At 32.3% G+C, this 15,231-nt stretch carries 16 protein-coding genes and 1 rRNA gene; 1 reads left to right on the top strand and 16 read right to left on the bottom strand.

Annotated features, from left to right (window positions below; genetic code table 11):
- From IJ258_RS09310 to IJ258_RS09290, 5 genes are all read right to left on the bottom strand, one after another.
- A 16S ribosomal RNA gene (locus tag IJ258_RS09310) occupies positions 1–105 on the bottom strand; the annotation flags it as partial.
- Positions 106–636: 531 nt separating this feature from the next.
- A complete protein-coding gene (locus IJ258_RS09305) occupies positions 637–1,674 on the bottom strand; it encodes a TIGR01177 family methyltransferase (RefSeq protein ID WP_292806235.1) in 1,038 nt (345 codons plus the stop codon).
- Between the two features lie 5 nt (positions 1,675–1,679).
- Positions 1,680–2,873 (bottom strand): NAD(P)/FAD-dependent oxidoreductase, encoded by a 1,194-nt coding sequence (locus IJ258_RS09300; RefSeq protein ID WP_292806233.1) that lies wholly within the window; start codon positions 2,871–2,873, stop codon positions 1,680–1,682.
- A 9-nt stretch (positions 2,874–2,882) separates the two neighbouring features.
- Entirely contained in the window at positions 2,883–3,902 is a 1,020-nt protein-coding gene (locus tag IJ258_RS09295; RefSeq protein WP_292806231.1) for a PH domain-containing protein, read from the bottom strand.
- Positions 3,903–4,034: 132 nt separating this feature from the next.
- A complete protein-coding gene (locus tag IJ258_RS09290; RefSeq protein ID WP_394355658.1) occupies positions 4,035–5,300 on the bottom strand; it encodes a proteasome-activating nucleotidase in 1,266 nt (421 codons plus the stop codon).
- A gap of 153 nt (positions 5,301–5,453) precedes the next feature.
- Between IJ258_RS09290 and IJ258_RS09285 the strand changes: the two genes are divergently transcribed.
- Entirely contained in the window at positions 5,454–5,945 is a 492-nt protein-coding gene (locus IJ258_RS09285; protein WP_292806228.1) for a multiprotein bridging factor aMBF1, read from the top strand.
- Here IJ258_RS09285 and IJ258_RS09280 read toward each other — a convergent pair whose 3' ends face one another.
- From IJ258_RS09280 to IJ258_RS09230, 11 genes are all read right to left on the bottom strand, one after another.
- A complete protein-coding gene (locus tag IJ258_RS09280) occupies positions 5,946–6,377 on the bottom strand; it encodes a DUF356 domain-containing protein (protein WP_292806225.1) in 432 nt (143 codons plus the stop codon).
- 5 nt (positions 6,378–6,382) lie between these two features.
- The gene (locus IJ258_RS09275; protein ID WP_292806223.1) at positions 6,383–7,597 is read right to left on the bottom strand and encodes a hypothetical protein; all 1,215 of its coding nucleotides are present in this window, start codon (positions 7,595–7,597) and stop codon (positions 6,383–6,385) included.
- Positions 7,598–7,644: 47 nt separating this feature from the next.
- Complete coding sequence (locus IJ258_RS09270) at positions 7,645–8,091, bottom strand: hypothetical protein (RefSeq protein ID WP_292806220.1); 447 nt, start codon at positions 8,089–8,091, stop codon at positions 7,645–7,647.
- A gap of 83 nt (positions 8,092–8,174) precedes the next feature.
- Positions 8,175–9,920, bottom strand: a complete 1,746-nt coding sequence (locus IJ258_RS09265) for a Mur ligase family protein (protein ID WP_292806217.1) — start codon at positions 9,918–9,920, stop codon at positions 8,175–8,177.
- A 19-nt stretch (positions 9,921–9,939) separates the two neighbouring features.
- Entirely contained in the window at positions 9,940–11,010 is a 1,071-nt protein-coding gene (locus IJ258_RS09260; RefSeq protein WP_292806214.1) for a glycosyltransferase family 4 protein, read from the bottom strand.
- Between the two features lie 80 nt (positions 11,011–11,090).
- A complete protein-coding gene (locus IJ258_RS09255; protein WP_292806210.1) occupies positions 11,091–12,185 on the bottom strand; it encodes an acetyl-CoA carboxylase biotin carboxylase subunit family protein in 1,095 nt (364 codons plus the stop codon).
- On the bottom strand, positions 12,182–12,664 hold the full coding sequence (gene hycI, locus IJ258_RS09250) for a hydrogenase maturation peptidase HycI (RefSeq protein ID WP_292806207.1): 483 nt from the start codon (positions 12,662–12,664) through the stop codon (positions 12,182–12,184). The genes IJ258_RS09255 and hycI overlap by 4 nt, the downstream gene beginning before the upstream one ends.
- Positions 12,665–12,672: 8 nt before the next feature.
- Entirely contained in the window at positions 12,673–13,440 is a 768-nt protein-coding gene (locus tag IJ258_RS09245; protein ID WP_292806204.1) for a methyltransferase domain-containing protein, read from the bottom strand.
- A gap of 22 nt (positions 13,441–13,462) precedes the next feature.
- The gene (nikR, locus tag IJ258_RS09240; protein ID WP_292806201.1) at positions 13,463–13,915 is read right to left on the bottom strand and encodes a nickel-responsive transcriptional regulator NikR; all 453 of its coding nucleotides are present in this window, start codon (positions 13,913–13,915) and stop codon (positions 13,463–13,465) included.
- Between the two features lie 116 nt (positions 13,916–14,031).
- Positions 14,032–14,499, bottom strand: a complete 468-nt coding sequence (locus IJ258_RS09235; RefSeq protein ID WP_292806198.1) for a hypothetical protein — start codon at positions 14,497–14,499, stop codon at positions 14,032–14,034.
- 54 nt (positions 14,500–14,553) lie between these two features.
- Positions 14,554–15,198, bottom strand: coding sequence for a hypothetical protein (locus tag IJ258_RS09230; protein ID WP_292806196.1), 645 nt, complete (start codon positions 15,196–15,198; stop codon positions 14,554–14,556).
- Between the last annotated feature and the right edge of the window lie 33 nt (positions 15,199–15,231).

Here is a 15,231-nt window from a genome sequence, read left to right as displayed (position 1 = left end):
TTATCCACGTGTTACTGAGCCGTACGCCACGAGCCTAAACTCGTTCGACTTGCATGGCTTAATCGAATCCCAATAGCAGTAGCATCTGCCAGGATCAAACAGAATTGAACACATAACAGACATAATAAGTATAAAGTATTATGAAGTACGCTAAATATAGACGAGTATTACACTAAACTAGTTTGTAACTAATTCACCACATACTACAAAACCAACATCATACTTGAGAAAATTCAAGTACTCACAAATGTATAGCTACATGTGGAAAGCAACCATCATAGTAAAAATTGTTCCATACAATGTTACTTAGGTCATCGCCATAAAACACATAGCACATCTAATAGACAGACAAATTTTATTAACAAAATCAATTAAAAAATATTGCAAAAAAATATTAATTTTTAAAAAACACATTAAATGTTTTCAAATTAATAAAATAATAAAGATAAATTTAATATTTCTAGAAAAATAAGATAATTAGATAAAATTAATAAAATAATTTTAAAAATTTTCTAAAGTCAAAATAAAAAAAGTATTCTATAAAATAATAAAATAAAAAAGAGTAATGAAGTTTTACATCAATTAAAATACTTTCGAGAAATAACTAGTATATAAATGTATCCCTATACTTATATACTAATCAAGATTTTTTCGAATTACAGAAATAATTCGTGTTAAACTTCTATGCATTTTAATTCCATACTGTTCAACAATTTTAAATCCGACTTCATCTACCATCGGCTTTAAATCAACATAATGAGGTGAAGCCATGCAGAGGTATGCATCATCCTTCATATTATCATAAATAGCATGGAAAAATTCTTTAAAAATTTCCTCCCCATCAACATCTCCAGTTGAAGTTGATATTCCATATGGAGGATCAGTGACTACACTTGCTACCTTTTCATACATCTTAAGTTCACGTACATCCAAATGAAATGTCCTGTAATCAGTGATTCCATAATAATCTAAATTAATGGAGGTTCCATTTTGCATTTTCCAGTAAATATCTGATCCAACTACTTTGCATCCTATTAATCCAGCCTCAATTAATATTCCTCCAGTACCGCAAAACGGATCAAGCAATAATTCTCCCTCTTTTATCCTGGACAAATTCACCATACATCTGGCAAGTTTAGGGTTCATAGATCCAGGATAGAAAAATGGTCTTTTATGAGGTTTACTGTCTTCAAAATGCTTTTTATTCAATTTAATTCTCTCAATGCCCACATATAAATCATCTTTATATGCCACCACTCTAACCAGAGTATTAGGTTTTGTTAAATTTACTTTCAAATCATCTGAATTATCAAGTATTAGAGTACCTAACTTTCTTTCATACCCAACAGTGTCTATTTCAGATCTGATTCTTTTTACTCTAACTGCAAATGTTTCATCAATTAAATTCTGCCAATCGATTGTAATGACATCTTCGTTTATGTCATGAACGTTAGTCTTTAAAATTAGCTCATGAACTTCATGGGTATAACCTAGTCGTCTAGTTAATATCTGATAGTATCCACATAAGTTATCTTCATCAATGTTTTTTAAAATTGTCAAACCTTCAGTAACATGATCTATACAGGCATCTATGTTTTCACATTCCATGACCGCTTTCAATTCAGCCAATGGCAATTCCGGATGTTCCTGTGATTGTATACATAATAATTCCATGAAATTCACCTAAATCCAAATATATTTATCACTTTTTTAAATAGAAATGTCGGGACGATTTTAAATATTAAACCTCTTTTTATAAATTCCTTTACAAGTTTTGACTGAGTATCCATATCTCCATATTGAGAGATAATTTCTTCACCGTTATTTTCCTTGAGCTTTAAAAACAGATAATCAATATCATTATCAGACAATAGATTAAGAGTTTTTTGAACTTTATACTGATAATTGAATTCCTTTAAGTACTTAGCTTTAAATTCCTTTTCATATCCTCTTAAAATACCCATGTCGGATTTGTCGATAGCTTCAACAATGTACTTACAGGCCATATCACATGCATCAAATGCAACCAGCAATCCTCCACCTGAGGTAGGTTTAATCTGTCCGGCGGCATCACCTATCAATACAAGCCGACCATTCACCATCTGACTTTTTTCATCAAAAATAGGTATGAAACCCTTGTATTTTTCAACTATCTCATATTCAAAGTTTTGATTAAGGAAGTTAATAATTACTTCATCCTGACGTTTATGTGTTTGATTTGAAAACAGTCCTATTCTATACAGGTCGTTCTTTAAAGGTATAACCCATAAAAATCCAGGAAGCACATCTTCCAATAAGTAGGTATCCACATAGTCTTCAGTTTTACTTTTGGCATTTCTGAATGACTGCATATTTGATTCAGCAATTTTGACCAACATTTGTGAGGCAGGAAAGCTATTCTGATTATTTCCTATGCTTTTTGACAGTATTGAATTGTAACCGTCACAACCGATGACTATTTTTGATTTGATTACATGACTGTTAGACAGATATGTTAAAGCTTCATCTGAGTCAACATCAATAACTTTTTGGTTTATGAATTTTACACCATTTTGAATGGCTCTATTCAATAAAAATTCATCATAGGAAATTCTGTCAATAATATACGCCTGAGTTGTATCTTTTTCAACTTTTAGAATGTGATTTTTGGAATGCAGGAATGCGCCTTTAACATTATTCAGTATCACTTCATCGGGCAAGTGATTGTTGTCGAAAATATGTTTGCTTAAAATTCCTGCACATTGCAAAGGATATCCAATCTGCCTTTTTTTATCAATAATTGCAATATTTAAACCTTGATTGGTTAAGTAATATGCAATTGTTGAGCCTACAGGACCTGCTCCAACAACAACTACATCAAAATCAAAACTCATTTTTTATACCTATTTTTTGAATTTGTCAAAATGCCTTTGAATAACATGTTCTGATGAACCTATATCCTCTTGATCATTTTGAGATGATTTTTCAACATGTTCATTATAATGATTTTGAGAATCATTATTTTGATAGTAATCATCCTGCCTATAAGAATAATCATGGTCAATTTTATTATAATGAGTATTACTGTGAATGTCATTTGAAGTTCTGTTTAATCCAGTATCATAAGGCTCATATTCATAAGTATGGCGAGGGTGATTATTCATATTTCCAATGTCTTCAGGATAATATTCATAATCTCTTCTTGGACGGGAATTTCTCTCATGAGTTATTGGAGTAATCGGTTCATACTCATCATAATATTCATTCCTGCCCAAATAATCATCAGAACCGGAATAATCATCATTAAAATAAGGATCATTTCTTGATGGATATTCATTGTTTTCAATATAGTTTCTTTCAGAATATTGAGGCATTGATTGTGGAGGGGCCTGGAAACTTCTAGGACCACCCATTCTAGAAAATATAATCTCTTCAGCTTCAGAAGGATTGGAAATGTTTTTCAGCTCCAGTTCATTGTTATCATATGCGCTAAAAACAGAAACTGTTCCCACATTAAATAATCTGGCAAGAATACCTTGAGAAGTATTGATGTCCTGAATGGTTGCATAGGGCATATAATTTTTTTTAGTGGACAATACTCCTGACTTTATAATAATTTTACTTTCAGTCAATGTATATTCCATTGCATACCATCCGATCAACTGCCAAATGATATAAATTACATTAATAAGAATGACTACAAAAAAAGCAATGGCAGTATATCTTGTCAAAGATAACTTGATTTGTGAAATCATATAAACCTGCATCTGACCTATGAATCTGATTACCATAGGAGAAACGGTTAAAATAATTATTAATAGAATTATTCCATAAAATGCCTTTTTGCATCCCAACAGCATATTAGGTTTAGTTTTATAGAGAATTCTCTCATTTGCTTTTCCATCATTTTTACTAAATAACATAATATATACTATTAGAATTTATTTTAAATAAAGTTTTACAAAAAAAGATTAAGAAATAAGCCTCAGCTCGCCCATCATTCATCACGTATCAGAGCTCATAGGGTTCATCATAGGCTTATTTTATTATTAAATTTATCCAAACATCATGCCTGCTTCGGATTTGAAGATTTCATCTTCTTTATTTTTCTCCATGACTTTATCAACTGCTTTCATAAAGTCGTCAACAGTGATTTTATCACGTTTTGAACGAATTGCAAACATACCTGCTTCGGTACATACCGCCTTTAAGTCCGCACCAGACAAACCGTCAGTTAAATCTGCTAATAAATCAACATCTGCCTCTTCATCAAAGGACATGTTTCTGGTATGAATTTTAAGGATTTCACGTCTTCCATCTTCATTTGGAAGAGGAACTTCAATAAATCTGTCAAAACGACCCGGACGCAATAGTGCAGGGTCTAAAATATCCGGCCTATTAGTAGCGCCAATAATACCGATATCTCCTCTTGATTCGAATCCGTCAAGTTCTGCAAGCAATTGCATTAAAGTTCTTTGAACTTCCCTGTCCCCACTAGTGGAACTTTTAAGTCTTTTTGCTGCTACTGCATCCAATTCATCAATGAAAATAATTGCCGGTGCTTTTTCTTTAGCAAGTTCAAATACTTCACGAACAAGTCTTGCCCCTTCACCTATATACTTTTTAACGAATTCTGAAGCTACAATTTTTATGAAAGTAGCATTGGTTTCATTTGCTACAGCTTTTGCAAGCAAAGTCTTACCGGTTCCAGGAGGACCGTATAATAAAATTCCTTTAGGTGGTTCAATACCTACTCTTTCAAATAATTCAGGTTCGGTTAAAGGAAGTTCAACGGTTTCCTTAACTTCTCTAATTTGTTCTTCCAATCCACCAATCTTATCATAAGTAATATCCGGTTTGGTTTCAATTTCCATTCCTGAAACATTTGCATCTTTTTCAGATGGCAATACTTCAACTATACCGAATGTCTGTTGGTTTAAAGCGACTCTTGAACCTGGAACTAATAATTTTTCATCTAAGAATTTTGAATAATTAACTAAAAAACTAGGCCCTGTACTGCTTTTAACGGTCATTCTATGATCATCCAATACCTCTGTAATTGTAGCAAGTACTAAAGGAGGGGACCTAAATCTATCTACTTCTGATCTGAGAGATTTTACTTCTCTTTCCAATCTGATTTTTTCATTTTCTATTAGGACTTTATCCTTTTCTAATTTCCTAACTTTCCACATTAAGTTACTTTTAGCTTTGGATTTTTCTTCTCTTAAAGAAAGAATTTCTTCCTGTAAATCATCGACTTTTTCGATTAACTGTTCTTTTGAAGAATTTTCCAAATCATTAAAATCATCCATGTGAATCATCTCCAGTTAGTTTAAAATTTTTAACAACATGTTACTTTAATAACAATTAGTAACTTTAAAGTATTTAAAGGTATTCATTTTAATTGATACAAACAATATTATATAATACTACAAATATATAATTAATTAAAAAAATAAGAGGAACTGATTAGTATGGAATGTGAAATTTGTGGCAAACCAGTGCCAGAAAACAATCCTATAAGAGCAAAAATTGAAGGATCAGTGATGGTTGTTTGTAAAGAATGCTCCAAACTTGGAACAGTTCAAAAAAGACCACCTAAACCAAAATTTGTTAAACAAAATAAAACAAAAAGACCAACTACAACAAGAAACAGACCTTACTCTAGAAATGATGAACCTGCAGAAGAGTTGATAGAAGATTTTAGCATTGAAGTGAGAAAAGCAAGAGAAGCTAAAAACTGGTCTCGTGAAATTTTAGGTAAAAAAATAAATGAAAGGGTTTCTGTAATAAATAGAATTGAAACCGGCAAAATGACTCCAGATACAAAACTTACTAAAAAATTAGAAAATACATTGGGTATTAAATTACTTGAAAAAGTAGACAATATTGATTTAAACCAATTTGTAAATACATCATCTGGTGAGAGAACATTAGGCAACATTATGAAAATTAAAAGAAAATAGCTATTTTGTATAGCTATTTAACTTATCATTTTTAATATGCCTTTCTTTTTTATTAATTTTATAATCAATCATCCCATCATTAACAGCCTTATTGGAATGATATTGCTTAAATTCTTCAGCATTATTTAAAACATACTCCAATTTAGAGTAAGCGCCATATTCATCACTAACAACTACCACATGAGCCGGAGGATGAATCTTTTTAACTTGCATAATGCTTAATGTAGTATCTTCTTTTACAAAAAATGCAGTAGCCACATTAGATTTGGTTTTGAGTTTAGAATTTAAAATTCCCTCAACTAAAGAATCGGCAAAACCGGCATCAACAACTTTAGGTTTAGTTGTTAAATTTAGATTACCATGACGTTCCATATCAGCAATTGCATTAAGTAATTTGGAATTGTTTTCACCTCTAACTAATATTAAAGCCATAATAATCACCTATTTTGGAAAGATTTTAATAATCTTGACCTGAACACAACTAAAAGTATTAGAATAATACCTACTGCAGTCTGAATACTTCCTAATATATTTAAGACATTTCCATCAATTGGCAAGTCCCATGCTGGAGAAGACCTGTCTCCTGGAAGAGCATTATAATAAACACCAACAGCCTTAGAACCCTGTTTAACATTAATGTCTTTAGGTTCCACATGATCCACACCCATCAATAGACCATTATTAATACCTCTATTAATAGAACCAGCGATAGCAGATGCATCATATCCATATTTAGCAACAGATGCTTCCACAATTTCTGCTGTAGTAGATGCTAAACCAGGTTTGTCACTTCCATAAACTGAAACACTAACCGCATTCTGACTAACGGTCAATGCAGAACCCAATGCCTCGTATGCATGCACAATTCTTAATTCTGAACCACAAACTGGACATCTGTCATAGCTTTCAGCCGCAGGATAACCCATAGCCCATCCGCAGTCATCACATACCTTGGAGTATTCTTCATCCATAGGATAACCGGTCTGGTTCATTTCCTGAGGAGTAAACATGTCATCAGTCGAAATACCTGATATTAAATTTACTCCACCACCACCATATTTTTCACCGGAATCATGAGCCACTTCACCCATAGCTTCAGACAAAATAGTAGTAGCTGGATAACCATCCCTGATCATTTTTCCAATATTCATTGCAGTTTCTTTTCTCACAGAATCCGCAGTACCATATAATGGGTTTCCTGCAGTGTTTCTCAAGTGAATAATTGCTCCTTTCTGACCAGGCTGTAAAGTAGCAACACCACTGGTATAAGGAGTTACTTTAATATCATTGCTTGAATCATCAACAGTAATTACATAAGCATTGAAAGACCCACCAATAGCTGCACCAATATTTGGACCGCCAACTAACAGACGAGCCCCCTTAAACTGAGAAGCAAGTGCCGCAGCAGAAGCTGCAGATGCATTATTTTCAAGATTAGCTACAGCATCAATAATTGATTCCAGCCTAGTGTCAGAACTACCAGTACCCCCGGATAGTACTGCAAAGTGATTATTTTTAGACATTAAAAATGTTGACTGGAACATGTTATCTGCAAAGGACATACTTCCTGCAGCAGCCCCATTAGGGTCATCACCTGAAGGGTCTGTAATAACAATAATGTTACAAGTAGCCGCAACGCTACTCATAGTCATTAAAAAAATAATCAGAAAAACTATTGATACATGAAACTTTTTCAACTTCATCCACTCGCCCCTGTTGTTTTATTCTCCAATTCAACAGAAGAAAAGTCTTCTATAACAGTTACTGTAACAACACCAGTGTTTTTATCAACCTGAACATCTGCAGCTGTTATTGGCTGAACAGATGTACCTGGCACTGTTGACCGTGTTGCAAATTCCTGCGCCGTTTGTATCGCATCCTGCAGCGAAACCTCTCTTTTAGAAGTTTTTAAAATATCTCCATATATTACACTACCGTCCCTGAAACCTGCTTGCATTACATTATATCTAATGGTATCCACCGGAACAATATCATTTCCTTTTATGATTACCCCAGAAATAGGAATACCATCATTAATATCATCAGAGGAGGCAAATGCAACATATGTAATTAAACGACCACAAAGAATTAAAATAAACGCCAATAATAAAATTATTAATGTGTCTCTCCTAATCTTTATAAACATGTTTATATCCTCTTAGCATCCATATTCTTTTAAAAAGAATAAATTTATACATTTATTATTTTAATCAATGTAATATTTAAATTTTATATTATATCTGATAAAAGTGATTCAGCAGGATCCATTCCCTGAGCTCCAATCAATAAGATAATATCATTTTTATCTGCTTTTTGATATACTTCCTCAAGACAATCCTTTAAATTTACAAAATGAGTGAATTCAATATTATTTTCTTTCAATGTGTTGAAAAATACTTCCCTCTCATTATCCTCAACAAAATTCAATTCATTTACTACATCATTACTTGAAGACAAGTATAACTCAATGTCCTCATTCATTGATTCAACCAATGCTTCAACATTAAGCTGATTTATTTCAACACCCCTTGAACCTCTTATTGCACATACAACATGTAGCTTTTGATTTGGCAAAAGCAATTTGAGAGTTTCAGATATTGTAGCTTTAATTCCATCAGGATTATGAGCAAAATCATCGTAAATTAATGGTTCATCATTTAACTTAGCAAATCTTCTATTTAATGCCTTATAAGTTTTCACACCATCTACAATTTCTGCAATGTCAATGCCTAATGAGATACATGCTCCAACAGCAGACAAGATATTTTGAATAAAATGATTACCTGTAAACGGCAACTCGTCAACAGATAAAATCGGATTATTTTTATATATTATAGCATCCCCATTAAAGTAAACAGAATTGTCCTCTTTCAGTTCAGACATTGAAGTGTAAAATGGGTTTTCAGCTTCCAGTTTCATTACAAGTTCATCATCATGATTTAAAATGGTGATTCCATTGCCAATGGCCTGAGGAACGGGTCTGATTTCTTCAAACACATCATCAATAGAGTTTACAAGACCAATATGATCCATTGCAATATTGGTTATCACACCAACTTTTGGTTTAATTGCTTCACTCATTAATGCTGCATGATTTTTCATTAGTTTATCAAGCCAACCTTGAACTTCAGACACTTCAATGACCAGATAATCCAATTTTCCATTCTTTTGAACTTCATCACAAATCAGTTTGGAAACCATCGGATCAATCAGAGTATTGAATTCTGATTCACTGTCAGTATTTGTCAATACATGATAACCTGCATTGTTTAAAATATGATAAATTAAATGGGAAGTTGTTGATTTACCATTGGTTCCAGTGATTACAACATTTGTTGAAGTTGGAGAATACTTGGCAATGGTATGTGATAAAGCATATGCATTTGCTAACTCAATTTTATCTGTTATAATCAATGGAAAATTCAATCTCTCAGCAGTTTCAATAGCTCCGTCCTTCGGAGTTTGTGTGATTAGACAAGCGATATTTTTATTGAATGCCATTTGAATGCCAGTGCCATTAATCCAGTGCCTTACAACAATATCTCCAGTATGAGCATCATTTAAAAATGTGAACTTTCCGGTAAATCCATCAATTGAAAAGAACTCGTCGTTACCAACAATCTTCCCCTCAACTGCTTTAACTAAATCGCAAATATCTTCTAATTTTTCAGTTTCAGTGTTTTCTATAACATAAGTTTTAGCCAATTCAATATCATCTACAATGATTAATGGAAAATTCAATCTGTTGGCCTCTTCAACAGCTCCATCCTTAGGTTGCGGAGTTATCAGACATGCAATATTCTGTTTAAAGGCCATTTGAACACCAGTTGCATCAACCCAATCCCTTATTACAATATCTCCTGTATGAGCATCATGCAAATATGTGAACTTTCCAGTAAATCCATCAATTGAGAAAAAATCATCATTCCCTACAAGTTTTCCATTAATTGAATTAGCCAAATCTTTAATATCCATAAAAAATCTCCAAAAAAAATTAGAAAAGGTACATCTTTAAAAGAATACCTATGATACATAATAATGCTGTAAATCCCCAATAAGTCCAAACGATTTTTGTTTCAGACATTCCATAATGGTTTAAAGTATGATGTAGTGGCTCTACAGGCAATTTAATAATATGTGCCCTATGCAACAAGCTTACAACAACAGATATTATTGGCACACCTAATGCAAGAACACCAAAGTATGGAATATCACATACTAAAACAGCTGCTGCATAACCAGTTCCCAGTACAAATGACCCTGTATCTCCCATGAATATTTTTGCAGGATATTTGTTAAACACTAAAAATCCTAAACATAAACCTGCAAGTATTAAAAATGGCGGAATAACAGTTAAAGGTCCAAACAAGTAACCGTATACACAACATGCAATTGATGCAATTCCAACTATTCCTGCCGCAAGACCATCCATACCGTCAATCAAGTTGACTGAATTGATTGATCCTAAAACTGCAATTATAACAACCGGAATAGCCAATATTCCTAGTTCAAAACCACCTAAAGTGGTTACAACACCAGTCAATCCTAAAAATAATCCCAATACAATTTGACATATGATTTTTTCGGTTTCTTCAGGTTCTGTTTTAATTGGAACTTCACCAATCACTTCAACTTTTCCTGCTTTAAGCAAATCATCTACTTCTGCTTTTGCTTTAGGAGTTGCAACACGAACTTCCTCATTAGGTTCAACGTCCAATCTTCCTAATGCAATGGTTTCATTTGAAGTGTTTACTACAATTTTCTGAACTTCTTTGACTTTAAGTCCAATTAAATCATCTACTAAACCTACAATTCCTCCTGCAAGCATAATGAATGATACGATTAAAATTGGTGTGTTTTGATAGTACAGTGCAATAATTAGGGAAATTGTAAATAAAAATGCTATACCTCCCATTGTAGGAGTACCGCTTTTATGTCTATGTTCACTTACTATAGGATTATCTGCAATCCTTGCTTTTAACAATATCCTTTTAACATACCATGTAAAGAATATTGTAGCGCACAATGTTATTAAAAAAAGAATTAACATATCTGTATTATTCATTATAATCACACTATCAAATATTTAGATTATTAAAATATATATTGATAATAGTATATAATTATAACTTATAACACAGTTTTTTAAGTTAATTTATCAACTAATTTTTCTAGTTCATCTTTGGAATCAGCTTTTGCTGTGACTCTTTGATATCCTTGAGGACCATGCACAACAAAATCATTATTTTCAAATGATTTAATCGGTTCATTTGCTTTAGGTCCGTTATAGTCCCCCACAGGGATTTCAGTTGAATAATTATACTGAAGTTTATCTGAAATGTCTGCTAAGCTAAACTCCCCAATAGCCATATTAACTAATTCACATAAGGAGTTAACCCCACATGTGGCAGTTGTTAAATATCTTGTACCATTAGGACGAGTATTCACTTCTATTGCATATAACTGATTGTTTTTTCTTGAATACATGAAATCCATTTCAAATATTCCGTCAGAATCCAGATTTTTGGCCACTTTATAAGCGGTGTGCTGAACCAGATTATTATCCAGTCCCTCAACCATACAAGGACCTGTTTTAGTCTTATTTAACGGGTGTGTTCCTTCCAAAGTTGTTTCACCTTTATAAATTGGAGGCAAAGCAACATACTGACCATCATATCCTAAAACTTCAATGGATATTTCTGCACCTTCAATAAATTCTTCACAAAGGGCCTGGTTAAATTCTTTGAAGTATTCCTCAACATCTTCAATTGTTTTTGCAACCTTGATATCCTTTCCGCCTTGTCCTTCACCCTGTTTTAGGACAACCGGCAACTCCAAATCCAACTCATCAGGACTGTTTAATATTTGATATTTAGGAGTTGTAACCCCAATTTCAGTGTAAAATCCTTTAGTTTTGATTTTATTTGAAGTTAATTCAACTGCCCTTACTCCCGCTGCAATCACAGGTATGCCATAATCCTTTTCAACCTCTTCCTTCATATGAGCCACATCGATTAATGGAGGGTCTATGCCTATAAGCGGCACAATTGCATCCACATTTTGCATTAATGCAACCTGTTTAGGACCATCCATTCCTCTTGGAACAATAAATACCTGATCAGGCAAATCCAAATTGATTGCATCCTCATTTGATTCGGTTAAAACACTTTCTATTCCTTTTGATTTGACATACCAATCTAAATCATCATATAATCTTGAGCCAATAAATAAAATTTTCATAATATGATCTCTTTTAAAATTTCTATAAATTCGTTAGCTGATTTTTCAACCACAAGTGTTGGTTTTTCACCCATTTCCATAGTTTCAGGCTCAATACCAACAAATATTATTCTAAAATCAGTGTCTTTTTCCAGATATCTGACAAAGAATGACAATGACATTGAATGGGTTGAAATGCCTATGTTTGCAAATTCATATTTATTTACAATTTGCATATCTCCCGGTTGTGAGTCCATTAAACAGGCGTCAACAATGATTAAATGAGTAGGATTTTCTTTTCTGATTTTTCCTGTAAAGTTTTCCGGAACGGTTTGTGCATCTATGAACAATAGATTTTTATTTTCTATATTTTCCTCTTTTAATTTCTTAATAATGTATGGTCCTACACCATCATCGCTTTTAAGCTCGTTACCTACACCTAATATTATTAATTTTTCACAATCAGTTAAAAAATTGTTTAATTGAGATTTAAAGTTCATTTTAACACCTATAAATATTTAGTTTCTATACTCTCAATCCCATTTCCCATAATATATTTTATCTCAACATTTATAAATTCATTTACTTTTATTTTCTTTTCTTCCAATGGAATTAATAAAGGTGGATTCAGCATGGGCAATGGCCCTGCAATGATATCATCTGTGAGTTTTGTGTATGTTGTAATTTTCAAACCGTTTAATATTCCTTCTTTTTTGGCCTGTAAATTTAAGGATATTTTGAATTCGGGGTTAATGTCTTGTAAAAAATTTAGCTCAGAATATACCACTTCATCAGAAAGTATTTCATATTTTACACCTTCATCCCAGTGCACATAATCTCTTTCAATATTTGCCAGCTCCACAGTGTTGATTACTCCCTGAGGTATGATTATTCCATCCTCTTTTAGGAATTTTTTTGCATGATTTAAAACTGGAATTTCCTCTTCATCAACCAATGCCGTATCCAGCATCTCACATACAATCAAATCAGCTTTTTTAGTAAAATTATAGTCTAAAACATCACTGTTAATAACTTCAACATTATCAAAATCAGCTAAATTCTCTCGGGCACAGTTAAATGTTTTTCTATCTATCTCTAATGATTTGATTTCTTTGAATTTTGAACTTAAAAAATAAGATAAAACCCCACTTCCGCAACCTAAATCATAAGCCAGATCAGTACCAGAATCATATTCCTGAATAGCCTGATAAAAAACAGCCAACCTGTCATGATCTTTCAGCAAATCATGATGGTATGGAGTGGTTTTGAATTTCATGTTAAAAAAAATAAGAAAGAAATTAATGATGGTGGTGTACATGGTCATGTGAGTGACCAGGTTCATTAAATTCTTCTCCGTTAGCAGTACTTGTAAGTTTTACGTGCTCTACACCTTTAAGTCTCATTATTCTTTCAGTTAAATCACGAATTTCAGCAATATCACCATTAACTACTACAATTTCCATACAATATTTATCAGTCATGTGGATGTGCATACTGGTGTTGATTTCATTTCTGAAACTGTGTTGAATCTCTGCAAGGTTTTCCATTACTCCTGTGTAGTGGTGGTCATATATGATTGTAACAATACCAATTCTTTGCCCTTCCATTGAGTTCATCCATTGATATCTTACAATATAATCTTGAAGTGCATCACGAATTCCTTTTGAACGAGATTGGTATCCCCTTTCTTTTAGTACTTCATCAAAATCTGCTAGTAATTTTTTAGGTAGTGACATACTTATTCTCATCATAAAAAACACATCATAATTTCAATAATTAGTTTAATATATGATTTTTAAATTATATAAATATTATGATGAACTTGAAAATAAATATTACTCCAATAATAAAAAATTTGTAAGAAATATTATTCAACAAGCAAATAATATTCTCCGTCGTCTTTGGTGATAGTTTTTAAAAGACCCTTGTTTTGAAGAGACAAAATGATATGATACATTCTGAAATTGGTAATTTCCAAATCCCCATACAATAAATGGCCCTCAAGTGTGTATTTGGAAACGAGATTTTTATCATCAACCAATTCCTTAATTAGATCATATGAATCTTTTTCTTTCTGATTCAACTCTATTTCTTCCAAATCTTTTTTAGAGTTAACTGTATTGACATCTTTTTCAGAATCTGTTAGGCTAGCTTTATTATCATTAAAAATGACAAGGCCCTTGTCTTGAAGTTCCTCCAAAATCTGAACCAGATCATACTCATGAAATCCCAATTCCTTTCTAAGTACGTTTAATGGAACACCATCAGTATACTCCATATCAAATATCTTTATTTGGTTTAATACAACTTCCTCATTTCTAGTAATAGTAATCATATAATCAGCAAGTTAATTGATATTAATAATTATTATTTTAATAATACTTAATAGTTATGATAATTGCAATTCATTTTCAAGAGCCTTCTGCTCCTGCCTGTTTTTTTCCGCATTCTCTTCAGGAGTTAAATTTGAAGGCCTTGTGAAAAACAAATCTATATCATTTACTACCTGACAAATTGACATGTGAACAAGCTCTTTTAAAGCCAAACTCTTTTGAACCCTGTTTAAAGATTCATCCTTGTCAATCATTTCACGGTCCTGGCTATAATCATCACGGATTTTACATGGATCCAAATCAGTTTCAAGAAGATTTCTCTCATATTCTTCAGTTAAAACTAAAAAACTGATCAACTCTTCCTTTTCATCTGAAAAATCCTTTTTAGGATTGCCAATTACTTCATAGAAATAACTGCTTACTGACTGGAAAACATCTCTTGAAACATTTCCATTAACAATATTGTCCATAAACAAATCAAAAGTATTTGAAATGTAATATTTGCCGTTTTCCTCTTTTGTCTTGAAAACCAATTCGTTTTCAACATTGGCAACATATTGAATTAAAACAATATCTTTAGCTTTTTCAAATGATTTGATGTTAAAATGTGAATTAGCTAATTTGTAATCAGAGTTTACTTTTAAAGCATTTTCAACATTTTCAATGTCTTCTTTTGAAATCTCCATGAAATCTTCAACCATAATAATCTACCTTATTATTAATTTAGATTTTAT

The sequence above is a fragment of the Methanobrevibacter sp. genome, assembly GCF_017468685.1.
Taxonomy (GTDB): domain Archaea; phylum Methanobacteriota; class Methanobacteria; order Methanobacteriales; family Methanobacteriaceae; genus Methanocatella.
The sequence above is the reverse complement of the archived record's forward strand: the minus strand, read 5'-3'. Positions and strand labels throughout refer to the sequence as shown.